The 25302-nt window shown below is 61.7% G+C and carries 25 protein-coding genes; 2 read left to right on the top strand and 23 right to left on the bottom strand.

Annotation, left to right across the window (positions count from 1 at the left end):
- Positions 1–359: 359 nt before the first annotated feature.
- Positions 360–1985 carry a citramalate synthase gene (gene cimA / locus Q0K00_RS06600; protein ID WP_297228177.1) on the top strand — a complete coding sequence of 542 codons (1626 nt, stop codon included), beginning with the start codon at positions 360–362 and terminating at the stop codon, positions 1983–1985.
- Between the two features lie 421 nt (positions 1986–2406).
- Here cimA and prmC read toward each other — a convergent pair whose 3' ends face one another.
- From prmC to Q0K00_RS06490, 22 genes are all read right to left on the bottom strand, one after another.
- A complete protein-coding gene (prmC, locus tag Q0K00_RS06595; RefSeq protein ID WP_297228176.1) occupies positions 2407–3291 on the bottom strand; it encodes a peptide chain release factor N(5)-glutamine methyltransferase in 885 nt (294 codons plus the stop codon).
- Positions 3292–3382: 91 nt separating this feature from the next.
- Complete coding sequence (gene lon / locus Q0K00_RS06590; protein WP_297228178.1) at positions 3383–5881, bottom strand: endopeptidase La; 2499 nt, start codon at positions 5879–5881, stop codon at positions 3383–3385.
- A gap of 62 nt (positions 5882–5943) precedes the next feature.
- Positions 5944–6633, bottom strand: a complete 690-nt coding sequence (radC, locus tag Q0K00_RS06585; RefSeq protein ID WP_297228175.1) for a RadC family protein — start codon at positions 6631–6633, stop codon at positions 5944–5946.
- Between the two features lie 146 nt (positions 6634–6779).
- Positions 6780–7772, bottom strand: coding sequence for a DNA polymerase III subunit delta (holA, locus tag Q0K00_RS06580; RefSeq protein ID WP_297228174.1), 993 nt, complete (start codon positions 7770–7772; stop codon positions 6780–6782).
- A 102-nt stretch (positions 7773–7874) separates the two neighbouring features.
- Positions 7875–10388 (bottom strand): leucine--tRNA ligase, encoded by a 2514-nt coding sequence (gene leuS, locus Q0K00_RS06575; protein ID WP_297228173.1) that lies wholly within the window; start codon positions 10386–10388, stop codon positions 7875–7877.
- Between the two features lie 92 nt (positions 10389–10480).
- Positions 10481–10975 (bottom strand): transcription antitermination factor NusB, encoded by a 495-nt coding sequence (gene nusB / locus Q0K00_RS06570; RefSeq protein ID WP_297228172.1) that lies wholly within the window; start codon positions 10973–10975, stop codon positions 10481–10483.
- Positions 10976–10978: 3 nt separating this feature from the next.
- Positions 10979–11449 carry a 6,7-dimethyl-8-ribityllumazine synthase gene (gene ribE / locus Q0K00_RS06565; RefSeq protein ID WP_297228171.1) on the bottom strand — a complete coding sequence of 157 codons (471 nt, stop codon included), beginning with the start codon at positions 11447–11449 and terminating at the stop codon, positions 10979–10981.
- Positions 11450–11557: 108 nt separating this feature from the next.
- A complete protein-coding gene (locus Q0K00_RS06560) occupies positions 11558–12235 on the bottom strand; it encodes a riboflavin synthase (protein WP_297228170.1) in 678 nt (225 codons plus the stop codon).
- An 8-nt stretch (positions 12236–12243) separates the two neighbouring features.
- On the bottom strand, positions 12244–13386 hold the full coding sequence (gene ribD, locus Q0K00_RS06555) for a bifunctional diaminohydroxyphosphoribosylaminopyrimidine deaminase/5-amino-6-(5-phosphoribosylamino)uracil reductase RibD (protein ID WP_297228169.1): 1143 nt from the start codon (positions 13384–13386) through the stop codon (positions 12244–12246).
- Positions 13379–13861 carry a cytidine/deoxycytidylate deaminase family protein gene (locus Q0K00_RS06550; RefSeq protein WP_297228168.1) on the bottom strand — a complete coding sequence of 161 codons (483 nt, stop codon included), beginning with the start codon at positions 13859–13861 and terminating at the stop codon, positions 13379–13381. The genes ribD and Q0K00_RS06550 overlap by 8 nt, the downstream gene beginning before the upstream one ends.
- A gap of 100 nt (positions 13862–13961) precedes the next feature.
- A complete protein-coding gene (glyA, locus tag Q0K00_RS06545) occupies positions 13962–15200 on the bottom strand; it encodes a serine hydroxymethyltransferase (RefSeq protein ID WP_297228167.1) in 1239 nt (412 codons plus the stop codon).
- A 95-nt stretch (positions 15201–15295) separates the two neighbouring features.
- The gene (fabF, locus tag Q0K00_RS06540; protein WP_297228166.1) at positions 15296–16543 is read right to left on the bottom strand and encodes a beta-ketoacyl-ACP synthase II; all 1248 of its coding nucleotides are present in this window, start codon (positions 16541–16543) and stop codon (positions 15296–15298) included.
- A 90-nt stretch (positions 16544–16633) separates the two neighbouring features.
- The gene (acpP, locus tag Q0K00_RS06535; RefSeq protein ID WP_297228165.1) at positions 16634–16870 is read right to left on the bottom strand and encodes an acyl carrier protein; all 237 of its coding nucleotides are present in this window, start codon (positions 16868–16870) and stop codon (positions 16634–16636) included.
- Positions 16871–16936: 66 nt separating this feature from the next.
- A complete protein-coding gene (gene fabG, locus Q0K00_RS06530; RefSeq protein ID WP_297228164.1) occupies positions 16937–17689 on the bottom strand; it encodes a 3-oxoacyl-[acyl-carrier-protein] reductase in 753 nt (250 codons plus the stop codon).
- 135 nt (positions 17690–17824) lie between these two features.
- Positions 17825–18811, bottom strand: a complete 987-nt coding sequence (locus Q0K00_RS06525) for a beta-ketoacyl-ACP synthase III (RefSeq protein ID WP_297228163.1) — start codon at positions 18809–18811, stop codon at positions 17825–17827.
- A gap of 28 nt (positions 18812–18839) precedes the next feature.
- Complete coding sequence (plsX, locus tag Q0K00_RS06520) at positions 18840–19874, bottom strand: phosphate acyltransferase PlsX (protein ID WP_297228162.1); 1035 nt, start codon at positions 19872–19874, stop codon at positions 18840–18842.
- A complete protein-coding gene (rpmF, locus tag Q0K00_RS06515; protein WP_296305090.1) occupies positions 19874–20056 on the bottom strand; it encodes a 50S ribosomal protein L32 in 183 nt (60 codons plus the stop codon). The genes plsX and rpmF overlap by 1 nt, the downstream gene beginning before the upstream one ends.
- Positions 20057–20139: 83 nt before the next feature.
- A complete protein-coding gene (locus tag Q0K00_RS06510) occupies positions 20140–20694 on the bottom strand; it encodes a DUF177 domain-containing protein (RefSeq protein WP_297228161.1) in 555 nt (184 codons plus the stop codon).
- A 51-nt stretch (positions 20695–20745) separates the two neighbouring features.
- Positions 20746–21369, bottom strand: a complete 624-nt coding sequence (locus Q0K00_RS06505; RefSeq protein WP_297228160.1) for a LysE family translocator — start codon at positions 21367–21369, stop codon at positions 20746–20748.
- On the bottom strand, positions 21366–21629 hold the full coding sequence (locus Q0K00_RS06500; protein ID WP_297228159.1) for a GIY-YIG nuclease family protein: 264 nt from the start codon (positions 21627–21629) through the stop codon (positions 21366–21368). Before Q0K00_RS06500 ends, Q0K00_RS06505 begins: the two co-directional genes overlap by 4 nt.
- Positions 21626–22048, bottom strand: a complete 423-nt coding sequence (locus Q0K00_RS06495) for a hypothetical protein (protein ID WP_297228158.1) — start codon at positions 22046–22048, stop codon at positions 21626–21628. Before Q0K00_RS06495 ends, Q0K00_RS06500 begins: the two co-directional genes overlap by 4 nt.
- Positions 22035–22880: a molybdenum hydroxylase gene (locus tag Q0K00_RS06490; protein WP_297228157.1), complete on the bottom strand. Its 846-nt coding sequence runs from the start codon at positions 22878–22880 to the stop codon at positions 22035–22037. The genes Q0K00_RS06495 and Q0K00_RS06490 overlap by 14 nt, the downstream gene beginning before the upstream one ends.
- A 91-nt stretch (positions 22881–22971) precedes the next feature.
- Between Q0K00_RS06490 and Q0K00_RS06485 the strand changes: the two genes are divergently transcribed.
- On the top strand, positions 22972–23718 hold the full coding sequence (locus tag Q0K00_RS06485; RefSeq protein WP_297228156.1) for a tetratricopeptide repeat protein: 747 nt from the start codon (positions 22972–22974) through the stop codon (positions 23716–23718).
- A gap of 178 nt (positions 23719–23896) precedes the next feature.
- Here Q0K00_RS06485 and cytX read toward each other — a convergent pair whose 3' ends face one another.
- Positions 23897–25099 carry a putative hydroxymethylpyrimidine transporter CytX gene (gene cytX, locus Q0K00_RS06480; protein WP_297228155.1) on the bottom strand — a complete coding sequence of 401 codons (1203 nt, stop codon included), beginning with the start codon at positions 25097–25099 and terminating at the stop codon, positions 23897–23899.
- Between the last annotated feature and the right edge of the window lie 203 nt (positions 25100–25302).

Here is a 25302-nt window from a genome sequence, read left to right as displayed (position 1 = left end):
GGCAAGCGTACTTGTTTTTCATTGTCATAACTTGCTTTTAGCCTCTTTATGGACTCTCTGCTAGTCATGACCCTAATGAAAATTGTATAATGACTTCATATAAATGACATGTCATGCCACATGCTCTGTCCCCCCTGATAAAAGCGCGCTGGGGAAAGAATGGGGGGCTTGGGGGGAAGGGAAACCCCTCCCGCGCTGGCGGAGGGGTTTCCCTTCCCCCCAAAATTTATATATGACCTTGAGCCCAGGGTCCGCCGCAGGGCCGCTCTTGCCAGCTGCCGGGCGACGATGTATTTTCCGCAAGATGTCCGGCGCGCTGCAAGCGCCTGTCACCCAACGCGATGTACGGAGAGCTGAGCATGGGCAAAAAAATCATCATCTATGACACCACCCTGCGGGATGGTACGCAATCCGAGGAAGTGAGCCTTTCCACGGCGGACAAGATCAAGGTTGCCCTGCGGCTGGACGAGTTCGGCATCGACTATATCGAGGCCGGCTGGCCGGGCTCCAATCCCGTGGACGTGGAATTTTTTCGGGAAATTGCCTCTTATCATCTGAAACATGCCCGCATCGCGGCCTTTGGCAGTACGCATCATCCCGCCAATACGCCGGAGACGGATCCCAATATCAATGCCCTTGTGGAGGCCGCCGTGCCTGCGGTGACCATTTTCGGCAAATCCTGCGAGCGTCATGCCCGCGAAGCCCTGAACATCACGCCGGAACGTAATCTCGAGGTCATTCGCAATTCCATTGCCTACCTTTGCCGCTTTGTCGGGGAAGTCTACTTTGACGCCGAACACTTCTTTGATGGTTACAAGCGTAATGCCGAATACGCCACGGCGGTGATCCGCACGGCACATGAGGCCGGTGCGCGGATCGCTACCCTCTGCGATACCAACGGCGGCACGCTGCCCGATGAGGTAGCGGCCATCGTGACGGCCCTGCGGGCAGCCTTGCCTGACGTGCGGCTGGGCATCCATGCCCACAATGACTGCGAAATGGCTGTAGCCAACAGCCTTGTGGCTGTCCAGAACGGTGCTGAAATGGTGCAGGGAACCCTCAACGGCGTAGGTGAGCGCTGCGGCAATGCCAATCTCTGCTCCATCATCCCGGTGTTGCAGGTCAAGTGCGGCCTGACCTGCCTGCCTTCCGACGAGAGCCAGCGCCTGCGTCAGCTCAGCGCGCTTTCCGGCTGGTTTGCCGAAGTGGCCAATATGAAGCCTTTTCGGCGGCAACCCTTCGTGGGCAAGTCCGCCTTTGCCCATAAGGGCGGTGTACACGCCAGCGCGGTCAACCGTTCGTCCTCGCTCTATGAGCATATGCCGCCGGAAACCGTGGGCAATGCCCAGCGTATACTCATCACGGAGCTGGCCGGACGCAGCAATATCGTCTCCATGGCGCGCGGCTTCGGTTTCCATCTGGACAAGGACGAACCCGTGGTGCGTGGTCTGTTCAACGAGCTCAAGAAAAAGACTTGTCTGGGCTATGACTACGCCTCGGCCGAGGCCAGCGTGGAGCTCCTCATCCTGCGCAAGCTGGCGCGGCGTGGGGTGCGCGATTTCTTCAAGCTTGTCCGCTATCATGTGACCTCGCTGCGCGGCAGTACCGGCGAGAACATGGACGAGGCCACCGTCATGGTGGAAGTGGAAGGCGTGGTGGAGCATACCGCCGCCACAGGCAACGGCCCGGTCAACGCGCTGGATACCGCCCTGCGTAAGGCCCTCAAGCCCTTCTATCCCCGACTGGCCGAAATGCGCCTGCTGGACTTCAAGGTCCGCGTCCTTACCACAGCTGACGATGTGGGCCGCCCCGGCGGTACCGCCTCTGTCGTCCGCGTGCTCATAGAATCCGGCGACGCCTCCCGCACCTGGGTCACTGTCGGCGTCTCTCACGACATCATCGAGGCCAGCTGGCAGGCGCTGGCCGATTCCGTCATCTACAAGCTCTACCGCGATGAGGAAGAGCGCCGCCGCCAGGACGACTAGATATCCCTGCGCCATCGCCGCCAGACCGGGAACCCCTTCGCTCGCGCGAAGCGGTTCCCGGTTTTTTTGTTGGGGTGCGGGGATTTTTTTTTGTGGGGGGAAGGGTCACTTTGTGAACAAAGGGGCCCTTCCCCCCACACCCCCCATCCCCCCAAAAACTTTGTTTGTCTAGACGCCAAACGTCGCGGCGCGCAGGGCGGACTCGACCTCAAGTCAGCCAAACCCTGAACAAGTCAGCGTACATTTTTTCGTCAATTCTGACGGGGGACGTGAGAGACGGGGGCCTGCCGGTAAACGTCGTCTTAGATCGTCCAGAGCAAAAGTTTTGGGAAGGGAGAGAGGGAGCGCGGGGGAGAGAGGGAGAACCGTTTTTCAAAACGGTTTCCCTCTCTCCCCCGCAAAAAAACAACAAAACGAAAGATCAGCGCAATAAGCGGCCTTGCGTGCAGCGTTCGTGCCCGGCGAGGTCGGTGTGACTGGTCACGTTGGCGAAGCCGGAGCGGGTCAGGATCTGGCGGACGGCGGGGCCCTGCCGCCATCCGTGTTCCAGCAGCAGATGCCCGCCGGGAACAAGCGCTGCGGCCGCGGCGCGGCAAGCGGCCTGCAGATGGGCCAGACCGTCATCGGGGGAGAAGAGCGCGGCGTGCGGCTCGTGGCGCAGGACTTCCTCCATGACTTCGTGGCGCTCGGCGGGGGAGATGTAAGGGGGATTGCTGACCAGCAACTGCAGGCTGCGGGGGGCAAGCGGAGCGTACGCCATATCAGCGGTCAGACAGCACAGACGGCGCTCCACGCCATGTGTCCGGGCATTGTGCCGGGCGACGGCCAGAGCGGCCGGGCTGATGTCCAGCAGCAGCCCCTGCCAGCGGGGATGCTCACAGAGGAGGGTGATGCCGATGCAACCTGACCCGGAGCCAAGATCCGCAAGGCGGAGGGGTGTGCTGTCGGACTGGTATGTTTCCGCCGTCTGCATGTGCTGGAGCGCCAGCTCCACCAACAACTCCGTTTCCGGGCGAGGGATGAGCGTGTCCGTCGTGACGGCAAAATCCCGTCCGAAAAATTCCTTTTGTCCCAGTATATGCGCCAGCGGTTCCCCGGCGCAGCGTCGGGAAACAGCTTCGTCCAGTCGGGCAACCAGCTCCGGGGCGAGGGGACGGGGCCCAGCCAGTATGAGCCCAGTGCGGTCAAGGCCGGTGACGGCTTGAGCCAGTGCACGAACGCAGATATGCGAGCTGTCGTCGCCGGCTGTGCGCAGACGGACGGCTGCCTGCTGCATGAGCATGTCCAGAGTATCCGTAGGAAGCATGGGATGCCGTAAGGGAGGCTATGGCCCGCGGGAGAGGAGGCGAGGGAGGGATGCCGTACACAAGAGCGACTTCCCTCCCTGCGCCTTCGGACTATTCGCTTTTGGGTGTTGCGCGGCGGGAGGTCTTTTTCGTCTTCGGCGCGTCCTTGTCCTTTTTCTTTCCGTCGGATGTGCGGCGGGCCTTGCCTGTGGCGGCATGATCGCCTTTCAGGGTCCCTTCGGCAAAGGCCAGCTGCAGCACCTCGTCGTAATGGCGGACAGGGTGCACGGCGATACGCTTGAGCAGGTCTTTCGGCACTTCCTCAAGATCCTTGACGTTCTGATGCGGGATGATGACGTGCTTTAGGCCGCGCGCCACACCGGCGAGTATCTTTTCCTTGATGCCGCCCACAGGCAGGACGCGGCCCTGAAGGGTGATCTCCCCGGTCATGCAAAGGTCGGCGCGCACGGCTTTGCCGGTGAAGGCGGAGATCAGCGCCGTGGTCAGGGTGACACCGGCCGAGGGACCGTCCTTGGGGGTCGCACCGGCGGGCACATGGACATGAATGTCATGCTCTGTGGTGAAGTCGACGGGGACATCCAACGCTGCCGCCCGGCTGCGGATGTAGCTCATGGCGGCCTGTGCGCTTTCCTTCATGACGTCGCCAAGCTGCCCGGTGAGCAGCAGTGCGCCCTTGCCGGAGACGGAGGACGCCTCCACCGTGAGCACTTCGCCGCCCGCGGGCGTCCAGGCAAGGCCGAGGGCCATGCCGGGAAGGAGCTCCTTGTCCTTTTCATCCTCGATGAAACGGGGAACGCCGAGCAGCTTTTCCACATCCCGCGCCGTGAGGCTGAAGGAAGCCTGGTCGCCCTCAGCCCGCCGTCGGGCCAGCTTGCGGCAGACGGAACCGAGTTCGCGCTCCAGATTACGCAGGCCCGCCTCACGGGTATACTCCTTGATGACCGCTTCCAGCGCGGCGTCGTCAAGCGACACGTCGCCGTCCTTGAGGCCGTTTTCCTCGACCTTCTTGGGCAGCAGGTGACGGCGGGCGATGATCATCTTTTCCTGCAGGGTATAGCCGGGCAGAGAAATGACTTCCATGCGGTCGCGCAGGGCGGCCGGGATGGTGTCCAGATGATTGGCCGTACAAAGGAACATGACCCGGGAAAGATCAAAGGGCACGTTCAGATAATGATCGCTGAAACTGTTGTTCTGTTCCGGGTCGAGCACTTCCAGCAGGGCGGAGGAGGGGTCACCGCGAAAATCCGAGCCCAGCTTGTCCACTTCATCCAGCACGATGACAGGATTATTGGTCCCGGCCTGCTTGATGGCCTGGATGATGCGGCCGGGCATGGAGCCGATATAGGTGCGGCGGTGTCCCCGGATCTCCGCTTCATCCCGCATACCGCCCAGTGAGATGCGCTGGAACTTGCGCCCCAGAGCGCGGGCGATGGAGCGCCCCAACGAGGTCTTGCCCACGCCGGGAGGGCCCGCAAAGCAGAGGATGGGGCCCTTGGATTGCGGATTGAGTTTGCGCACGCTCAGGAATTCCAGGATGCGGTCCTTGACCTTTTCCAAGCCGTAATGGTCCTCGTTGAGGATGGCTTCGGCATTGGCGATGTCCAGATTGTCCCGGCTGGATTTCTTCCAGGGGAGTTCTGCGAGCCAGTCCAGATAGGTGCGCACCACATTGGCCTCTGAGGCGTCCGAGTGCATGGCGGACAGGCGGCGCAACTGCTTGTCCGCCTCCTTGCGGACGGCCGGGGGCAGTTTGGCTTTGTCCAGCGCCTTGCGCAATTCGTCCACATCGTCCTCGGTCTCGCCTTCGCCGGTATCGCCCAGCTCATGTCGGATGGCTTTGAGCTGTTCGCGCAGAAAATACTCTTTCTGGGCCTTGTCCATGCCTTCGCGGGCCGAACTCTGTATCTTGGCCTGTACGGTGGCCACTTCCACCTCTCGATGCAGCTGGGCATTGACGAGCGTCAGGCGTTCCACCGGGTCCACAGCCTCAAGGATACGCTGGGCATCCTGAGTCTTCATACGGATATTGGCGGCAATGAGGTCGGCCAGACGGCCCGGATCGGTCACGCCCTGCAGGACGCTCATGACATCTGGCGAGGCGACGCCGCGCAGGTGCAGCACCTTTTCGCTTTCTTCGCGGGCGGTACGCAGCAGCGCCTCGACGGTAGCGTCCTGGGGGGCTTCCGGGTCGGTGATGGGTTCGAGATGGGCAAGGAGGAACGGCTCCTGTCGGGCATAGTCCGTGATGCGCGCCCGGCTGATGCCCTGCACCAGGATCTTGATACGCCCGTCGGGCATCTTGAGCATCCGCATGACCTGCACCACGGTACCGGTATCATAGAGGTCGGCGGGGACGGGATCCTCGGTGGCTTCATCGCGCTGGGCGCAGACCAGCAGGTGCCGCCCATCCTTGAGGGCTGCCTCCACGGCGGCCACGGACTTGTCGCGACCGATGAAGAGCGGCAGGATCATGTGGCTGAAAATGACCACATCGCGCAGCGGCAGCACAGGGAGCTGATCGGGGATCTGCTGCAGCTCGGGGCCGTCTTCCCTTTCTTCGGAGGCCGACAGACCCGAAGCGCGCAGCATGTCACCGAGCGCCTTTTCCAGATCGAATTTGCTGTCAGACATAGGTATATCTCCTCGACTGCTTAGAGATACCTGCCCTGCAGGATGCTGTAGCAGTCGTTTTCGGTAACAATGACATGATCCACCATGCGCAGTCCCATTTGCGGCGCGAGATGCTCCAAGCCCTGCGTCAGGCGCAGGTCAGGCTGCGACGGCCGCGCCTGCCCTCCGGGGTGATTGTGGACCACGATGATGCCCCGGGCCTTGCGCAGCAGGGCCAGCTCCAGCACATCGCGGGGCAGGATCGGGACCGTGCTGACATTGCCCTGCCGCAAGCGTTCCCAGCCGATGAGGAAATTGCCGCCGTTGAGCAGGGCCAGCCAGCATTCCTCGTGCGGACAACCGGCCAGCTGGGTACGCGCCAGATGGGCAATGGCCTCTGGTGTGGCGATCTCCTCGCGGCGGCGCAATGGTGAACTCTGGTAGCGCGCCAGCAACTCACGCAGAAGCTGCCAGAGGGAAAGCAGTCCGGGACCAAAGCCGCTCACCGCCTGCAGTTCATCGGGCCGGGCATCCAATACGCCGCGTATGCTCCCGAAACGGCGGAGCAGTTCCTTGGCCAGCGGCTTGGTATCCTTGCGGGTCAGCGCAAAGCCCAGCACCAGTTCCAGAATCTCGTAATCTTCCACGGTCTGCGCGTCTCGGGCCAGCCGCTGGCGCAGGCGGGCGCGATGACCGGCGGTTCCGGCGGGAAGGGGCGTCCTGTCAGTCATGAGGATACGCTCTCGGGCCGCAGCCGCTCCGGCAGAGGAACGGCTTTAGGGGCAGTCATAGGGTAAGGCGTTTTTGGCGCAAGGCAAGGGGAGGGGATGGAAAAAGGCGGAATGAGGATGATGGCGCGAGCAGAGGCCGTCACGCGTCAACTCCGTCCCCGGGCAAACAGGCGGCACATCTCGGCGGCCAGAAAGTCCAGACATTGCTCCGGGCTGCGGCGACCACTCTTGATCTGCCATTCCGTATCCATGATCAGGGCAAGCCCCTGACTCAGGCCCTCAAACCCCAGACGACGGGCAAGCTGCTGCTTGGGGCCGGTCTCCGTTGGCGACATGCGGACCTTTTCTCCGGCCAGCAGCTGCCAGAGCTGGCGGAATTCACGGGCCAGCAGGGCCAGCAGGGAAAAAATGAGGCTGTCGCCGTCGCGGCGGCCTCGTTCGAGTTCCTTCCAGACGGCGGGCAGGTTGGCGGCCTCAAGATGCCTGATAAGAGCAAAGACATTGCAGTCCGGGCTCCAGGAGGCTGTGGCCAGCATGGCGACATCCACCCGCAGCGGGGAGGCGGCCGAGGGCGACGTATCCTCAGGAGCCAGCAGGAGCAGCTTTTGCAATTCGTTTTCCACCGCTTGCGCGGTCACCGGGACAGAGGCGCAGAATTGATCCAGCGCATCGGGAGAAAAACGCAGTCCCAGCGCCGTGGCCCGTTCCTGTACATATCGGCGCAGGCCGCGTTCCGTGAGTCCTTCATTGCGCCAGATCCACCCCTGCTGCTCGGCATAGGCAAAACACCGCAGCTTGGCCAGATGGGCGGGGATCTTCGGCTGTCCTCGTTCCCAGGACACTTCAAGACAGAAGAAGGGCCAGCACTGTTCGGAAGGGTGCCCCAGAGCGGCGGAGATCTTTTTCCAGACGGCGGCGGGCCAGAGATGTGCCTGCCGAACTACCAGCACGCGCGGCGTGCCGAACAGTCCCTGCAGGGTGAGCTGTTCCCAGAAGCGCGGAGGCGGTTCCTCGTCACCCCAGTAGACATGCCGTTCCCAGCGGCTGTCCGCCTTGGCGGAGGAGAGTAGACCCTCCATGTGCGCCTGCAGCAGGCGGCTGTCCGGGCAGATGAGGAAGGTGAATCCGGGATGCGACATGTCGGCCTGCGGGCGGCAAAAGGAGGAGGAGAAGCGCGGGTGGCGCTGATGTGACCTGCGCGCCATCCGGTAGATGCCCCGGATGGCGCGCAGGAGACAGGCTTAATTGGCCACGATATTGACCAGTTTTCCGGGCACGACGATGACCTTGCGGATGGTCAATCCGGCGGTATGCCGTTGCACGGCGGCATCTTCACGGGCCGCGGCTTCCAGAGCGGCCTTGTCGGCCTGAGCGGGCACGTCGATGGTGCCGCGCAGCTTGCCGTTGACCTGTAGGGCGATGGTGACGCTGTCCTGCTGCAGGGCGGACTCGTCCCATTCGGGCCAGGCTTCATCCTGCAGGGAGGTCGTGTGGCCGAGCCGTTCCCACAACTCTTCGCAAATGTGCGGCGTAATGGGGGAGAGCAGGGTCAGCACCGAGGCCATGGCCGAGGAGAAGACTCGGCGGTCCCCTTCATCCTGCCCCATCTTCTCGCGGGCAAGATACATGGCGTTGACCAGCTCCATGACGGCGGCAATGGCCGTATTGAACTGGAAGCGGCGGGACATGTCTTCCCCGGCCTTCTTGACGGTGAGATGCTCACGCCGGCGCAGATCACGGGCCGTGTCGTTCAGCACGTCCGCAGCGGTGGCGGAGCAGCCGCGTACCGGCAGGAAGCGGTCTTCCTCTTCCACAAAGAGCCGCCAGACGCGCTGCAGGAAGCGCGAAGCGCCTTCGATGCCGCTGTCCGACCAGTCGAAGTCACGTTCCGGCGGGGCGGCGAACAGGCAGAACAGACGCACGGTATCCGCGCCGTACTTGTCGATCATTTCCGAGGGAGCAACGATGTTGCCCTTGGATTTGGACATCTTGCTGCCGTCCTTGAGCACCATGCCCTGAGTGAGCAGGCGACTGAAGGGTTCTTCGAGATCCGGCGGGAAATAGCCCAGATCGCGCAGGGCCTTGGTGAAGAAGCGGGCATAGAGCAGATGCAGGATGGCGTGCTCCACGCCGCCGATGTACTGATCGACCGGCATCCAGTAGCGCAGGGCTTCCATATCGAAGGGGCCGTCTTCCTTGCGGGCCGATGTGTAGCGGGCAAAATACCATGAAGATTCCACAAAGGTGTCCATGGTATCGGTCTCCCGCCGGGCAGGTCCGCCGCACTGCGGGCAGGTGCAGCGGGTAAAGCTTTCCATCTGCGGCAGGGGAGAGCGCCCGTCCTCATTGATCTGGGCATTCAGCGGCAGGGTGATGGGCAGATTTTCCCACTTTTCCGGGACGACGCCGCAGGCGTCGCAGTAGACGACAGGGATGGGGGCCCCCCAGAAGCGCTGGCGGGAGATGTTCCAGTCCCGCAGGCGGAACTGGGTGGTGGCGCGGCCGTTGCCGTCCGCCTCCAGTTTGCGGGCCACGGCCTGCTTGCCTTCAGTATTGGCCATGCCGTCAAACTCGCCGGAATGGATCATCACGCCTTCACCGCTATAGGCCTCACTCATGGTAGCGGGGTCAAGCGGGGCGTCCTTCAGGGAGATGACCACCTTGATGGGCAGATCATACTTGCGGGCAAATTCAAAATCGCGCTGGTCGTGGGCAGGCACGCCCATGACCGCACCGGTACCGTAGTCCGCCAGCACGAAGTTGCCCAGCCAGAGGGGCACGCGCTCGCCGGTGAAGGGGTGGCGCACATAGGCTCCGGTAAATATGCCTTCCTTTTCCAGCACGTCGGACTGTCGTTCCAGACGGTCCATGTTGCGGATGCGGGTAACGAAGGCGCGCACTTCATCGGCTTTTTCGTAGCCGTCGATAAGGTGCTCCACCAGCTCGTGTTCCGGGGCGAGCGTGAGGAAGCTCACGCCAAAGACCGTATCCGGTCGGGTGGTGAACGCTTCGATGCGTTCCTTGCCGGGCAGCGGCTTTTCCAGCGCGAAGGCGATGGCGGCCCCGTGGGACTTGCCGATCCAGTTGCGCTGCATGGCCAGCACGCGCTCCGGCCAGCCGCCTTCCAGCTTGGCAAGATCCTCCAGGAGCTCGTCGCCGTAGGCGGTGATGCGCAGAAACCACTGGGTCAGATCCTTCTGTTCCACACGGCTGTCGCAGCGCCAGCACAGGCCGTCGATGACCTGCTCGTTGGCCAGCACGGTATGGCAGGAAGGACACCAGTTCTGCGGAGCCTTCTTGCGGTAGACGAGGCCCTTTTCCAGAAAGCGCAGGAAGAACTCCTGCTCCCAGCGGTAGTATTCCGGGCGGCAGGTCGCCGTTTCGCGGGACCAGTCATAGGAATAGCCCAGACGCTGGAGCTGGGCGCGCATGTTGTCGATATTGGCGTATGTCCATTTGGCCGGGTGGGTCTTGTGCTTGATGGCCGCATTTTCGGCCGGCAGGCCGAAGGCGTCCCAACCCATGGGGTGCAGGACGTTGTAGCCGTGCATACGCTTGACGCGGGCCACCACGTCACCGATGGAGTAGTTGCGTACATGGCCCATGTGGATATTGCCTGACGGGTAGGGGAACATCTCCAGGCAGTAATATTTGGGCTTGTCGCTTTCGTGGGAGCAGGCAAAGGCATTGTCCGCCTGCCAGCGGGCCTGCCATTTCAGTTCGATCTCATTGGGGGTATAGCGGTCTTGGCTCATGGCAATACAGCGTGGGACAGAGTGTTGTTGTCGTTATGCGGCACACGTCGGACCGTGCGGCCGGGAGTCTTTTTCCGGTTCCGGGACGACCCCTACTTTTTATCCGCGTCGGGGCCGGGGAGGAGCGTGCCGTTCTCCGCCGCTTTGGCCGCGGCGTCCAGGATGCCGTTCACAAAGGCGGCGGCATTGTCCTCTCCGAACTGGCGGGTAAGGTCCAGTGCCTCGCTGATGGCTACCCTGGCAGGGACATCCTGACGGTACAGCAGTTCGTACATGGCCAGACGAAGGATGGTCCGTTCGACCCGGCCCATGCGGTCAACGCGCCAATTGCGGGAAAAACGGGCAAGGTGCTGGTCAAGCTCATCGGCCCGCGTCCAGACTCCCTGCACGAGTTCCCAAGCAAAACCGGACGGCGGGGGCAGGAGGCCCTCGTCTTCCACCGGCTCCAGTTCCTTGTTGTCAGGGAAGAAAAGGAAGGCCCGGCGCACGTCCCGCATGGTGGCGTCCGAGGAAAAGGAAAGGCCGTACAATACCTGAAAAGCCTGTGCGCGCTCGGCGCGACGGCTGGCGTTCTTGCCCTTGCTCATGGTCTACAACTGCTCCAGCACGCGAATGGTTTCCAGCATGGCGGCGGCGGCTTCCACGCCCTTGTTGCCGGCCTTGGAACCGGCGCGCTCGATGGCCTGGTCGATGCTGTCGCAGGTCAGCAGACCGAAACCGATGGGGGTCTCATGGGCAAGCATACTTTGCGCGATGCCTTTGCTGGCTTCGGCGCAGACATAGTCAAAGTGCGGCGTGGCCCCCCGAATGACCGCTCCGAGGGCCACGATACCGTGATATTTGCGGCTGGCCGCGAGCTTCTGGCAGACAAGCGGCAACTCGAAAGCGCCGGGGATGCGGACGATGGTCAGGTCCGCGGCGTCCAGTCCGTGACGCTCCAGATAGTCCACAGCGCCGCCCACAAGGCGTTCCACAATGAAATCATTGAAGCGGGTAGCCACGATGGCGATATGGAGGCCCTTGGCGTCCATCTGCCCGGCGATGACGGTAGGTGTGCTCATGCTGACTCCTGGAGTAGACGCCTTCTGCCGTCGATGCAAAGAAGGCCGTGTTGTCTGATCTGTTGTAGATATGCCGTGGCGGCGATCACGGCAGAGGCAGGGCCTCTTTTACAAAAAACCGTTTTGCCGCAGAAAATCGTAGTTGATCACAGGACTGCCGCCAACGGGTGGGGCCGCCATGCCGCCATCCCGGACCACGCCGCACTGGAAAAGACGGCGAACGTATTTCCCGATGACATCCGTTTCCATATTGACGGCGGAGCCCGGCCGCCAATGGCGCATGGCCGTGCGCTTTTGCGTATCGGGGATGACGTTTACCTGCAACGAGTCCCGACCGCAATCATTTATCGTCAGGCTTATGCCGTCAAGACAGACGGACCCCTTGCTGATCACTTCCGGGGCGTAGGCGGCAGGATATTCCAGCTCGACCCGCAGAGACGAACCGGCGGAGAGCAGCCGCCGTACACGGGCGACGCAATCCACATGACCACTGACAAGATGCCCCCCCAGACGATCGCCCAGCGCCAGAGCCCGTTCGAGATTCACCTCGGTGCCGATGGAGAGGCTTCCCAGCGTGCTGCGGTTCACGGTCTCGGCCGATGCGTAGACCACATAGTCCTGCGGCGTGTGCGACTCGACGGACAGGCACACGCCATTGAGCGCGATGGATTCTCCATCCCGCATATCGGCAAAGGGCGCTGCCGGGCGAATGGTGAAGCGCCGTTCCTCGCCGGTCCGCACAACGTCCGTCAGAATGCCGGTGCACTGGATGATGCCGGTGAACATCCCGCCCCCTAACCGAGCGGCCGCAGGATGATCTGCACATCGTCCCCGCAGCGCCGCAGATCGCTGATGCGCATCTGCAGGGCCTCATCCAGTTGCAGGGGAGTGCGTCCGTCAAAGAGGGGCACCGCCTGATTGTCACCCAGGATGCGCGGAGCAAGGTGCAGGTGGAATTCGTCCACAAGGCCGCATTCCAGCAGCGAGAGGGCCAGTCTGCCGCCGCCTTCGCAGAGGATATACGGACAGGCTATCTCTTCATGCAATCGTGTGAGCATACTGCCCATGTCCAGGCTTCCCTTGGCCAGTGGGGGGACGGAAAGCACCCGCGCTCCCAGATCCCGCAGTTCATGTGCCAGCCGCGAAGCCGCCACAGCGGGCGTGGAGATGAAGATGGTCTGTTCCGGGCGCTCACGCAGCAGATGACAGTCACTGTTGACGGCCGGAAGGCGTGATGTCACTACGCAGGCCCAAGGCTGACGCTGTGGGCTATTCTCCTTCTCCGTCCGGGCTGTCAGACGAGGGTTGTCCGCCCGCAACGTCCCGCCGCCCACCATGATGGCCCCCCCGGCGTGACCGATATCGGCCCGCAGAGCATGGACCCCGGCACGAGATGCCGCACAACTGACCCACTGGGAATGTCCGGTACGGGTGGCTATACGTCCGTCCAGGGTACTGGCCAGCTTGAGGATCAGATAGGGGCGTTTTTTTTCCTGCCAAACCAGAAAATCGGCTACCAGATCCCGGCATTCCTGCTTGCAAACGCCTTCAATGACGTCGACGCCGGCCGCCCGCAGGCGTTCGACGCCTCCGGCGGCTACCGGATTGGGGTCACGCATACCGATGACCACACGCCGGATGCCCGCTTCCAGGATCCGGTCCGTGCAGGGAGGCGTCTTGCCCTGATGGTTGCAAGGCTCAAGAGTGACGACAAGAGTGCATTCGCGCGGATCCACGCCTTTTTCCGCCGCATCCCGAAGGCACTCCACCTCGGCATGGGCATCGCCGCAGGCATGATGCCAGCCTTCGGCAAGCACACTCCCGTCCCGCACGAGAACGGCTCCCACCGTGGGATTGGGACAGGTCTGCCAGCGACCGCGCTCGGCAAGCGCCATGGCCGTCCGCATGAAGGGTTCGTACATCGTCGGCTCAGACATGCGGCACGTCCTTGATCTGCATGGGGGAAAAATGAAGCTGCTCCACCGTCACGCCCGCTTCCTTGAACATACGGCTGGCCAGCTCGTCGGGGTAATATTGATGAAAAAAGACGTGCCGGATACCGCAATTGATGAGCATCTTGGCACAAAGGACACAGGGATGGGTAGTGCAGTAGAGTTGAGCTCCGGCAATACTCACACCGTGTACGGCGGCCTGAACGATAACATTTTGTTCGGCGTGCAGGCCGCGGCATATCTCATGGCGCTGGCCGGATGGTATGCCCAGCTCCTGACGAAGGCAGCCGATCTCGAGACAGTGAGGGACCCCGGCAGGTGCGCCGTTATATCCTGTGGCCAGAATGCGCTTATCCTTGACGGCAATGGCGCCTACCTTCCGACGGGAACAGGTGGAGCGTTCACTCACCATATAGGTGATGTTCATGAAATAATCCGGCCAGGGAAGTCTGTTCTGCATGGGACAACTCACTGCAGGCATGGTACACGCCAGAGCGGCAAAAGCCAAGCATGAATAAAAAAGGGCCGCCACTGGGACGGCCCAACAAGAGCGAGCAGGCTTACCAGGCAAAAATGGGGAAGGCTCTTGCGAATTCTTCCACACGCTTGCTGATGGCGGCGAGAGCGGCTTCGTCCGTGGTGCGTTCCAGCGCTTCCACGATGAACTGCCCCACCTGGCGCATGTCGTCTTCCTTCATGCCCCGGGTGGTCAGGGCCGCTGTGCCGATGCGGATGCCGGAGGTGACGAAGGGCGAGCGCGTCTCAAAGGGAACGGTATTCTTGTTGACCGTGATGCCCGCCATGTCCAGCGCATGTTCGGCATCCTTGCCGGTGATGTCCTTATTGGTGAGGTCCACCAGCATGAGATGGTTTTCCGTGCCGCCGGAGACAAGATCGAAACCGGCGTCCATGAGCGTACGGGCCAGAACGGCGCAGTTGTCGAGCACTTGCTGCTGATAGACCTTGAAGCGGGGATGCAGGGCCTCACCGAAAGCAACGGCCTTGGCCGCGATGACATGCATGAGCGGGCCGCCCTGGATGCCGGGGAAGATCTGGCTGTTCAGGGATTTTGCGCGGCTCTCGTCGGAAAGGATCATGCCGCCGCGCGGACCGCGCAGCGTCTTGTGCGTGGTCGTGGTGGTGATATGGGCATGAGGGATGGGGCTGGGGTGCAGACCAGCGGCTACCAGACCGGCGATGTGAGCCATGTCCACCAGCAAGATGGCGCCCACTTCATCGGCAATGGCCCGGAAACGGGCAAAATCGATCTTCCGGGGATAGGCGCTGGCGCCAGCCATGATGGCGGCAGGCTTGTGCTGGCGGGCAAGCGCGGCGACTTCGTCATAGTCGATGCAGCCGGTTTCCTTTTGCACGCCGTAGGCCACAAAAGTGAACAGTTTGCCGGAGAAGTTGACCGGGCTGCCGTGGGTCAGATGGCCGCCGTGCGAGAGGTTCATGCCCAGAATGGTCGCGCCGGGTTCAAGGCAGGAAAAATAGGCGGCCATGTTGGCCTGGGAGCCGGAATGCGGCTGCACGTTGACATACTCGCAACCAAAGAGCTGCTTGGCACGATCCTGGGCAAGGCGTTCGGCAATGTCCACGTATTCGCAGCCGCCGTAGTACCGCTTGCCGGGATAGCCCTCGGCATACTTGTGTGTCAGGACGCTGCCCTGAGCTTCACGCACGGCGTCGGACACGAAGTTTTCAGAAGCAATGAGCTCCAGCTTGCTCATCTGGCGGCTGGATTCAAGGGCAATGGCCTGCGCAAGTTCAGGATCCTGCAACAGAATATGGTCCATCTAAGGGCTCCTCCGGGCTGGTGCTGCGGTTGTGGTCAACTACAAAAAAGCGCGTGGGACAGGCCAGAAGCAACCGGCCGATGCTGTCGCGCCGCCTATTCCGTCCACTTTTTGAGGATGATGCTCGCGTTGGTGCCGCCAAATCCGAAGGAGTTGCACATGGCGTATTCGCACGCGACACGCTCGGAACCGTCGGCCAGATAATCCAGATCGCATTCGGGATCGGGATCGACCAGATTGATGGTGCCGGGCAGGGTCTCGTGGTAGAGAGCAAGCGCCGTGAATACCGATTCGATGCCGCCGGAGGCCCCCAGAAGGTGACCGGTCATGGATTTGGTGGCGGAGATCTTGATTTTTTTGGCGTGCGCGCCGAACACTTCCTTGACGGCTTTGTTTTCCGCCCTGTCGCCCAGCATGGTGGACGTGGCGTGGGCGTTGATGTGGCCGATGGCGTCCGGAGAAAGATTGGCGTCACGCAGCGCATTGCGCATGACACGGATCATGCCGCTGCCGTCTTCGCAGGGGGCCGTCATGTGGTAGGCGTCGTCGGACGCGCCGTAGCCGACGAGTTCGGCATAGATGCGCGCGCCGCGGGCCCGGGCGGATTCCAGAGTCTCCAGCATGATGAGGCCGGCCCCTTCCCCGATGACGAAACCGTCACGCGCCTTGTCGAAGGGACGGGAGGCCTTGGTCGGATCGTCATTGTAATGGGTGGAAAGCGCCTTGAGAGCGGTAAATCCGGCAACACCAAGCGGAGTGATGGTCGCTTCCACGCCGCCGGTGATGGCGGCCGAGATGCGCCCGAGCAAAATTTCACTGTAGGCTGTACCGATGCCGTGGATGGCCGAGGCACAGGCCGTGGTGGTCACGATGTTGGGGCCTTTGGCTCCGGTAAACATGGCGATCTGCCCCGGCCCCATATTGGAGATGAGCATGGGGATGAGGAAGGGCGAGACCTTGGAGGGACCACTCTGCAGGAGTTTGGCGTGATAGGTCTCGATAGTCTGCAGGCCGCCCAGCCCGACGCCCAGGATGACCCCCACGTCATAGGCGTTGCTTTCATTGATGGCAAAGTCGGCGTCCTTGAGCAGCATCTGCGCCCCGGCCACGGCAAACTGGGTAAAGCGGTCCATGCGGCGCGCCTGCTTGGCAGGAATGAACGCCTCGGGATCGAAGCCCTTTACTTCGCCCGCTATGCGCGAATCGTAGGCCGAACAATCAAAATGCGTGATGGGACCCAGACCGGATTCGCCGGCAATAAGGCGTTTCCAGGTGGTCTCGATATCGTTGGCCAGCGGAGTCAGGCCGGACAAACCAGTAATGACGACGCGGGGGCGGCTCATGTATGCTCCTTCTTGCAGGACTGGCGTTTTGCCACGGAGAGTTCCCGGGCAACGGGCAGCGCCCGTTGCCCGGCAGACAGGCTATGATGCTTAGCCCTTCTTGCTTTCGATATAGCTGATGGCGTCCTGGACTTTCAGGATCTTCTGGGCATCTTCATCGGCGATCTCGATATCGAACTCTTCTTCCATCGCCATGATCAGTTCCGTCAGGTCCAGAGAGTCGGCGCCGAGATCTTCCACAAAGGACGCTTCGGGCTTGACGTCATCGGCATTGGCGCCGAGCTGGTCCACAATGATTTTTTTCACCTTATCAGCGACATCAGACATGGGATTCCTCCAGATTGAGTATTTTACAAATGGGAAAAGGCGGCAAACGCCGCCTGTCGGCTGCAACTAGCAGTACATGCCGCCGTTGACGCCAAGTACCTGGCCGGTGATGTAAGCAGCCTTGTCCGACACGAGGAAGGAGACCGCATCCGCGATCTCCTGCGCTGTCCCCATGCGCTTGAGGGGGATGGCTTCGGCATAGGCGGCGCGCACATCATCCGGCAGGGCGGCGGTCATGTCCGTTTCAATGAAGCCGGGCGCCACGGCATTGACCGTGATGTTGCGAGCGGCCAGCTCCTTGGCGCACGACTTGGTCAGGCCAAGCAGACCGGCCTTGGCGGCAGAGTAGTTGACCTGTCCGGCATTGCCCATCTGGCCGACGACGGAAGAAATGTTGACGATACGCCCGCGCCGGTTCTTGCTCATGATCTTGGCAGCCTCCCGGGTGCACAGGAAAGCGCCGCGCAGATTGATGGTCAGCACGCGATCAAAATCCTCGTCCTTCATGCGGACGAGAAAACCGTCCTTGGTGATGCCGGCGTTGTTGACCAAAGCGGCCAGCAGGAGCTTGTCCTTGACCTGCTCGGCAAAGAAGGTCGATACGGCTTCGGCGTCGCCCACGTTGAGCGCTGCCGCCTGTGCCGTACCGCCTGCCGTGCGGATGGCCTCAACGGTCTCCTCTGCTTCTTCGGGGCGGCTCACATAGGTCAGCAGGACCTGAAAGCCGTCCTTGGCAAGGGTCAGAGCAATGGCACGGCCGATGCCGCGCGATCCGCCGGTAACAAGCGCGGTCGGGACGCTTGGGGAAAGTGCGCTCATGCGATACCTCAAAAAAATTTTTCAGATACTACACGAAAGGGGCGTCAAAGGCAATGCAGACGCTTCGCCGGTCGCGTGGCAAACGCGCCGCGCGCCCTCTTGCCGGAGGCAAGTCGCCACACGACAGGCGTGGAGCTAGAAGCGCAGCAATGTTGCGCCAAAGGTCAGCCCGCCGCCGAATGCCGTCATCAGCACCCGCATACCGGGTTCGAGACGGCCCTGGGCTCTGGCTTCCACAAGGGCCAGCGGGACGGAGGCTGAGGAGGTGTTGCCGTAGTGCTCCACATTGGTGAACACCTTGTCGGCATCTATCTCCAGTCGGCTGCCCACAGCCTCGATGATGCGCAGATTTGCTTGATGGGGCACAAAAAGATCCACGTCCCGAATGCTCAGACCATTGCGTTCAAGGATCTCTTCGCAAATGGACGACATCTGCCGGACGGCGTGCCGATAGACTTCCCGTCCCTGCATGTGGATGAAGAAATCGCTGCCGACAGGATCCCCCTGCTTGTACTGGCTTGCAGTACCGCCACCGACGATGATGAGCTGGTTGAGACTGCCGTCGCTCTTGCAGATGGCGTCCTCCAGCGTGGCCAGCGGCGGACGATCGTCAGCGGTAAGGATGCAGGCTCCCGCGCCGTCACCGAACAGGACGCAGGTCGTGCGGTCCGTCCAGTCGGAACGGCGGGTCAGGGCTTCGGCGCAGACAAAGAGGATCTTGGCTGCGGGATCCTGAGCAAGGATGCTGCGGCAGAGCGAAAGGCCATAAAGAAAACCGGAACAGGCGGCACTGACGTCAAAGGCCATGACTGCGCCGGCACCCAGCTTGCCGCTGATGATGCAGGCGACAGACGGGCAGAGGGAATCCGGCGTGCACGTCGCGGCAATGACATGCGTCAGCTCACCGGCCTTCATGCCGGCTTCGTCCAGTGCCTTGAGCGCTGCCTTGTAGCCCAGATCCGAGGCATTTTCCGTGGCAGCCAGACGCCGACGTTCCTTGATGCCCGTACGGGTGGTGATCCATTCATCGCTGGTGTCGACCATTTTTGCGAGGTCGTCATTGGTCAGCACCTGAGAAGGCACATGACTGCTCAAGGAAAGAAGATTGCAGCGTGCGTTCATAACGAAAGCTCGAGTGATAGGGGAAATGTTAGATGGCCCGCGAGAAGCGCGTCAGCTCCTCGTTGGCAAGGATGGTCTCCGCCAGGCGATCATTGGTGCCCTTGCGGACGAAGTTGCCGCTCATCTTGATGGCATTCATCATGGCGCGGGAATTGGAACGGCCATGACACACGATAGCCAGTCCCTGAAGGCCCAGCAGGGGAGCGCCGCCATATTCGGCATAATCGATGGTGGTGGCGAACTTCTTGAATGCGCCCTTGGCCAGCATACCGCCGAGGGCAGGCAGTACGCCGGAGGTGAAAACACGTTTGAGCATCCGGATGAGCGAACTGGCCAGCCCTTCGCTCATCTTGACCACCACATTGCCCACAAAGCCGTCGCACACCACCACATCCACATCGCCGGTGAAGATGTCGCGGCCTTCCGCGTTGCCGATGAAATTCAGATTTTGTGCCAGCTTGAGCAGTTCGTAGGCTTCCTTCACCTGACTGTTGCCCTTGCCTTCTTCCTCTCCGATACTCAGCAAGCTGACGCGCGGCGAAGCGTAGTTCAGCAGATCCCGGGCAAAGGCGTCTCCCATGAGGCCGAACTGGAAGAGATGGTAGGGGCGGCAATCGACATTGGCTCCGGCATCCAAAACGACGACGGGATTTTTTTCGGTGGGCAGCAGCGCGGCAAGAGCGGGCCGTTCCACTCCGGCCAGTCGTCCCATGATGAACATGCCGCAGGCAACGGTCGCCCCGGAATGCCCGGCACTGACGACGCTCTGTGCCGCGCCGTCCTTGACGAGACGACAGGCTACTTGTATGGAAGCATTCTTCTTGCGCCGGAGGATATCCGACGGCTTTTCGTTCATGTGCACCACATCATCGGCATGGACGATATCGAACTGCACACCGGCAAGATCGAGCTTGCCCAGTTCCGCTTCGATCTTGGGCGTATCGCCCACCAGCAGGACGTGCAGGTCATGAAGCCGGGCGGCCTCAATGGCGCCCGGCACCACCACGGAAGGACCGAAATCGCCTCCCATGGCATCCACGGCTATGATGGGGCGCGTGTCCATTATTCCGCGTCGTTCTTGGCGACCACCTGACGGCCCTTGTAGGTGCCGCAATTGGGGCAGATGCTGTGGGGCACGGTCGGCTCGCCGCAGGAGCAATAGATGACGGCGGGCACGGCCACGCGGTCATGGGAACGACGCATACCCTTACGGGAACGGGACTTTTTGTTCTGCTGGACAGCCATGATGTTCTCCTTCTCCGCCACGGCGGAAAGTGTTGTCGGTCTATGACGAAGAGTATTCGCTCAAGGGCTGAAACTTTAGCTGATTATTTTTTCTCTGTCCAGTCTTTTTGCAGCGAAAGTCCGCGCAATACAGCCAGCCGGGGGTCGCCCTCGTCTCGCGTGCAATGACAGGCGGTGGTGTTGAGATTGGCGCCGCACTGGGGGCAAAGCCCCTTGCAATCTTCATGGCAAAGGGGATTCATGGGCAGCGCAAGCACGAACTCCTCCCAGCAGAGCGCCGCAAGGTCCAGCATGGGCACGCCCTTATCCAGCAGGATGTGACTGTCGCCCGGCTGCTCGTCGGCCTCATCTTCGCCGTCCGGCACATCCTCGAATTCCTCGAAGCGGCTGTCCAGCGCGATGTGCACATCTTCCGCGCAGCGATTGCAGGGCACGATGACGCCGCCCGTCAGTTCGCCGCGCACCAGATAGCCATCTTCCACGGGCAGGATTTGCAGTTCGACTTTCAGAGGATGTTCCACCCGGCAATCCATGTGGAATTCCCGCAGGTTCGCTGTCCAGAGGGATGCGTCGTCCACGGTGAGCCGCCTGCCGTCCGGTGGAAGATCATTGAGGGAAAGGAGATGATGGTGCTGCATGGAGTTCTCGATGGGTAGAGTAGACGGGATCTCTGCCGTCGGAAAAAGGACTTAGACCGTCAGCAGCAGCGAGCAGGCCAATCCGGCAAACACCAGTGCCGCCAGACGGTGCATGATCACCTGCGCGCGCGGACTCGTATTGAACCATATGGCCAGACGACCGCCGAGCAGGGCCGTGAGACCGAAAACGATGCCTGTCGCCAGCAGGAAGAGCAGACCGAGTTGGACGATCTGCATGACCATGCTTCCGCGTTCAGGGGAACAGAACTGTGGCAAAAAGGCAAGGAAAAAAAGCGTGACCTTGGGGTTGGTGATGTTCATGAATACGCCGCGGCGGTAGAGTGCCGCATAGCCGATGAACAGGCCCTGTTTCCCCTGCGCCATCACGGCGCCGGCACGCAGCGAAAGCCAGGCCAGATAGAGCAGGTAGGCGGCCCCGGCTCCCTTGAGCAGCAAAAAGGCTGTGGGAGAATGCTGGAAGATGGCGGCCACACCCACAGCTACCAGCGCGGTATGAAAGAAAAGTCCGCTCATGAGACCCAGTGTGGTGACCAGACCGGCGCGTGCGCCGTAGAGGGCGGACTGCGTGAGCACAAAGAGGATGTCCGGGCCGGGGGCGACGGCCAGGCCAAGGGCGATGCCAAAAAAAGTCAGGGCGGTTTGCAGACTGATCATAACGTTGCGGTGCGCAGCAGGAGGCATTTTTCCCGCCGGGGCGTTTTTTTTATGCGGGCCTCGAGCCGCAGAGCCTGTGAACGGTCGCTACAGGCACGGCAGGCTTCCAGCCGCACGGGGCGGCGAGTGCGGGTATAGCGGGCGCCACCGGGCAGCAGTCCGTTGTGCTGGGCGAGACGGCGCGTCACGTCCGTGGTCACGCCGCAGTACAAGCTGTCGTCGGCGCAGCGGAGCAGGTAGACATGCCAGTCAGCGCTCATGGGCGCCCTTCGGCCAGCCAGGAGACCAGCATCAGGCAGACCAGCCAGTTGGCGACGCGCCAGATCCAGGGATTGGTCGGCTGTCTGTTGAGGGTGCGCCGTACCTGGAGCAGTGTGCCGACTACGGCGCCGACGCACCAGAAGACCACAAAGCCGATGGCTGCCAGGATGCCCAGCTGGACAAGACAGCCCAAAAAGAGGCCAAAGGTGATGGCCGGGGCCAGGCAGCCTTCAGAAGGGGTCGCGCCGAAACCTGATTGCCCAAACTGCACGAAGCGGACCGTGTAACTTGTCCTTCGCGCGCCGTTGCCCGTACCATGTTCATCGTGGCGGCCCTGTTCGTGCAGGACTTCGGCCTCGTGGACTTGTGGCTCCTGCGGCGAGCCGTTTTCACGGGGAGGCTGTTCAGTGGGATGCATATGCGTCGTCTCCTTGCAGCCACTGTCGGACAAGGCGTGTCACGACTTGTCCGAGGACGGTGGCTCGGCTGGAAAGTGTTTCTGGGGTGATGTGGGGCCTGTCGTCCAGATCGGCTACCTTGCCGCCCTGCCGCACAGGCGTTCCATCGCGCAGCAGGCCGCGCAACATGCCCGACATGGGCGCGTGCAGGGCAAGGGCTTCCGTTTCGGTTTGCAGGAAGCCGACAGGACTGCCGGTCTCGATGTGTTCGCCCAGACTGCGGCCGGTACGAAAGCAACCGTCGCGCGGGGCACGGATATGACATACGGCAGCGTGCCCGGGGTGTTTGTTTTCTGCCGGCTCGTGTGCCGCGCCGTGGGATAGGATTTCGCCGCAGTGTCCGGGATGGGTCTCCACCACAAGATGCGCGTCCCGCCCTGCCGTGAAGCCGGGCCCCAGCGCAACGACCAGCGGAGCCAGATGGCTGCCGAGGGGGACAGGGCGTTTACGCAAGGTGGCTTCGATGAAGATGGTCGGACACACGACGTGCAAGGTCGTTTCTTCCGCGCAAGTCAGGACAGGGATCTCATCCTGTGCCCAGCAGGTATGACACTGCTCCGGTTGTTGCAGGTGACGGGCTTTTTTTTCTCGTACCTGCCAGCATCCTTCGGCAACGGCTTCGGAAAAGCAGACGGCCCGGCGTATGGCCGTGGGATGCGGTGTTTCCTGAAGGGCCAGCCGGTCAAAACCAGCCGCCGCCAGATGCAGGGCGATCCCTGTGGCCATTTCGCCCGCGCCGCGGATGAGGATTCGAGGTGAGTGGATCATGTTTTCCGGGGGGAGTGGTTTCATCAGCCGCCGGCAGGGGCATTTTCCCCTTGTGGAGAGGGTAGCCATGCTTGTATGCTGGACGGCAGAGTTTTCCCCGCAAAGGAGTATACGCATGAAAGATCGATTCCGCAAATATGCCCGCTGGGCCTGCGCTGCGGCGCTGGCGGCCGGGATCTCCCTGTCGGGCACGACCGGCTCCGTTCTGGCCGCCAGCCCGGAAGATACGCTTGACCGTGCCTGGAAAGCCTTCAACATCGGGCAGTACGCCACCACGCTCCGCCTGGTGCAGCCGCTGGCCAGCGAAGGCAATCCGCGGGCGCAGGTCATGCTGGGCCGCTGCTATGAAAGCGGGCTCGGCGTTGAGCAGAACATGGAGACTGCCGCGCAGTGGTACGCGCTGGCGGCTGAACAGAACGATGTGGAGGCGCAGCTTCTGCTGGCTTATGCCTATCAGTCCGGTATCGGCGTTCCTCAGGACGGATCGCAGGCGCTCCAGTGGATGCAGCGTGCCGCCGACGGCGGACTGCCGGAAGCGGCCTATGCGCTTTCCCAATATTACGCCAAGGGGCGCTTTGTGGAAAAGAATCCGCAAACGGCTTTTGAGTGGGCGCTCAAGGCGGCGCAAGGCGGCTATGGGCAGGCCATGCTCTTTGTCGGCGCCTGCTACGAGCATGGCGTGGGCGTGAATGAAGATCCTGCCCAATCCGCCCAATGGTATGAAAAGGCGCGCAGCGTCGGACTTGAGCCCGATGGCCGGATATTCAATGAAGTACGGGAATACACCCTTGAGCCCGATGACCGGGTAAATGAAATACGGGAATACACCATACCGGCCGATACGCAGGGATCCGGCTGGTAGGCTTGCGCCAGAGGTAACAAAAAAGGAGGGACGCGCCGCGTCCCTCCTTTTTTTGAGCTTTTTCAGCTTGAAACGCTTCGCGTTGCAAGCCATACGGCCTGTCGTTTGTGGAAAAAACGCGATTTTTCCACTTGGTTTTGGCCGGGCGGCACTGTGCCGCCGTCTCGTTCCGAATGGATCAACATGCCGGAGCGGGCCTTTTGCCGCGCAAGAGATTCATGAGCAGGCAAGCCAGGGCGATGATGCACATGACCGGGAAGGTCGTGCCCAGAAAGATGCTTGTGGAGAGCAGCAGTCTGTAGACGATGAAGCCCGCCAGCCAGAGCAGCAGATTGGGCACATTGAGGAGCTGTTCGGTGTCCCTCCGTTTGAAGACAAAAAAGTCCACCAGCAAAATGGCGAAGAGCGGGGCAAAGACCGAACCGATGAAATAGAGGAACTGCTCGTACTGACTCATGGGCACGAACAGCGCCACGAGGGTGCCCAGCGCGCAGACGGTGATACCGACCAGCCGTTCATTGACGCGCGGCGTGATGTTGGCCGCGCTGACGCCGGCGGAGTGAGCGTCCAAAAACGTGTTCGTTACGGTGGAAAAAGCTACGATAAAGAGTCCGGCAACGCCGAGGCCCGCGCCGAGCAGCATTTCGCTGATCTCAGAGGTCCCGGCCAGCAGGGCCGCCCCCAATCCGATGGAAAACATGAGCATACTGCCGAAGAAATAGCCCATGACGCCGATGAGCGTGCCGCTGACGGGGCGCTTGAGCGTGCGGGAATAGTCGGAGATGAGCGGCAGCCAGGACAGGCACATGGTGACGCTCATCTCCACGCCGCTGCCGAAGCTGAGAGCGTCCGTCCGGTCCGTCGCGGCAGGAACGGGAGATGTCCCCACCTTGTAGGCCAGCGCCATGAAACAGCAAAACAAGGCCACGACCACGACGGTATGGATACGGAAAATGGCTTGCAGGCCACGGGATATCCAGATGAGGATCAGCCCGCCGATGAGCAGGCACCAGAGCTTTTCCTGCTCAAAGCCCAGAAGGACACGGGCAATGCCGTCCAGAGCCTTGGCGCCGCAGATGATCATGACCGCCGTCCAGCCCAGCAGCTGCACCATGTTGAGGACGGAAAAGACATAGGAACCATAGCGACCGAAGGATATGCGGAAGGTCGCTGTGGCCGAGAGCCCGCTGCAGGCGCCTGTCAGGCCCGCCAGCATCAGGACGGATGCGCCGATGACATGGCCGAGGAGGATGCTTTGCAGACCTTGCATAAGACCGAGCGGTGCAAGCAGGGTGCCGGTGACGATCTCCGCAATGGAGATGGAAGCGCCAAACCAGAGGATGAAGTGGTTGAAGGTGCTGAACGTACGCGAGTTGCTCACCAGATGATTCTCCTTCTGCAAGAAGCGGGGTTGGTGTCGGCGGTGTCCCCTTGTCCGACCGACAGGTTCCAGGCTGACGGGGACGTGTTGGGCATAGACGCAGACGCGGCGCTTGTCACCCCTTTTTTTTCTTGGGTCATGACTAGCAGAGAGGATTCTCTCTGAGCATCTTGAGGAGGAGTTTGTAGATATCCTCATGACGG

This window comes from uncultured Desulfovibrio sp. (assembly GCF_944327235.1).
In the GTDB taxonomy this organism is placed as follows: Bacteria; Desulfobacterota; Desulfovibrionia; order Desulfovibrionales; family Desulfovibrionaceae; genus Desulfovibrio.
The sequence above is the reverse complement of the archived record's forward strand: the minus strand, read 5'-3'. Positions and strand labels throughout refer to the sequence as shown.

Bases quoted from the DNA above. Each gene is read 5' to 3' on its own strand.
- cimA (WP_297228177.1), top strand. From the start codon at position 360: ATGGGCAAAAAAATCATCATCTATGACACCACCCTGCGGGATGGTACG.
- prmC (WP_297228176.1), bottom strand. From the start codon at position 3,291: ATGCTTCCTACGGATACTCTGGACATGCTCATGCAGCAGGCAGCCGTC.
- lon (WP_297228178.1), bottom strand. From the start codon at position 5,881: ATGCTGCGCGCTTCGGGTCTGTCGGCCTCCGAAGAAAGGGAAGACGGC.
- radC (WP_297228175.1), bottom strand. From the start codon at position 6,633: ATGACTGACAGGACGCCCCTTCCCGCCGGAACCGCCGGTCATCGCGCC.
- holA (WP_297228174.1), bottom strand. From the start codon at position 7,772: ATGTCGCATCCCGGATTCACCTTCCTCATCTGCCCGGACAGCCGCCTG.
- leuS (WP_297228173.1), bottom strand. From the start codon at position 10,388: ATGAGCCAAGACCGCTATACCCCCAATGAGATCGAACTGAAATGGCAG.
- nusB (WP_297228172.1), bottom strand. From the start codon at position 10,975: ATGAGCAAGGGCAAGAACGCCAGCCGTCGCGCCGAGCGCGCACAGGCT.
- ribE (WP_297228171.1), bottom strand. From the start codon at position 11,449: ATGAGCACACCTACCGTCATCGCCGGGCAGATGGACGCCAAGGGCCTC.
- Q0K00_RS06560 (WP_297228170.1), bottom strand. From the start codon at position 12,235: ATGTTCACCGGCATCATCCAGTGCACCGGCATTCTGACGGACGTTGTG.
- ribD (WP_297228169.1), bottom strand. From the start codon at position 13,386: ATGTCTGAGCCGACGATGTACGAACCCTTCATGCGGACGGCCATGGCG.
- Q0K00_RS06550 (WP_297228168.1), bottom strand. From the start codon at position 13,861: ATGCAGAACAGACTTCCCTGGCCGGATTATTTCATGAACATCACCTAT.
- glyA (WP_297228167.1), bottom strand. From the start codon at position 15,200: ATGGACCATATTCTGTTGCAGGATCCTGAACTTGCGCAGGCCATTGCC.
- fabF (WP_297228166.1), bottom strand. From the start codon at position 16,543: ATGAGCCGCCCCCGCGTCGTCATTACTGGTTTGTCCGGCCTGACTCCG.
- acpP (WP_297228165.1), bottom strand. From the start codon at position 16,870: ATGTCTGATGTCGCTGATAAGGTGAAAAAAATCATTGTGGACCAGCTC.
- fabG (WP_297228164.1), bottom strand. From the start codon at position 17,689: ATGAGCGCACTTTCCCCAAGCGTCCCGACCGCGCTTGTTACCGGCGGA.
- Q0K00_RS06525 (WP_297228163.1), bottom strand. From the start codon at position 18,811: ATGAACGCACGCTGCAATCTTCTTTCCTTGAGCAGTCATGTGCCTTCT.
- plsX (WP_297228162.1), bottom strand. From the start codon at position 19,874: ATGGACACGCGCCCCATCATAGCCGTGGATGCCATGGGAGGCGATTTC.
- rpmF (WP_296305090.1), bottom strand. From the start codon at position 20,056: ATGGCTGTCCAGCAGAACAAAAAGTCCCGTTCCCGTAAGGGTATGCGT.
- Q0K00_RS06510 (WP_297228161.1), bottom strand. From the start codon at position 20,694: ATGCAGCACCATCATCTCCTTTCCCTCAATGATCTTCCACCGGACGGC.
- Q0K00_RS06505 (WP_297228160.1), bottom strand. From the start codon at position 21,369: ATGATCAGTCTGCAAACCGCCCTGACTTTTTTTGGCATCGCCCTTGGC.
- Q0K00_RS06500 (WP_297228159.1), bottom strand. From the start codon at position 21,629: ATGAGCGCTGACTGGCATGTCTACCTGCTCCGCTGCGCCGACGACAGC.
- Q0K00_RS06495 (WP_297228158.1), bottom strand. From the start codon at position 22,048: ATGCATCCCACTGAACAGCCTCCCCGTGAAAACGGCTCGCCGCAGGAG.
- Q0K00_RS06490 (WP_297228157.1), bottom strand. From the start codon at position 22,880: ATGAAACCACTCCCCCCGGAAAACATGATCCACTCACCTCGAATCCTC.
- Q0K00_RS06485 (WP_297228156.1), top strand. From the start codon at position 22,972: ATGAAAGATCGATTCCGCAAATATGCCCGCTGGGCCTGCGCTGCGGCG.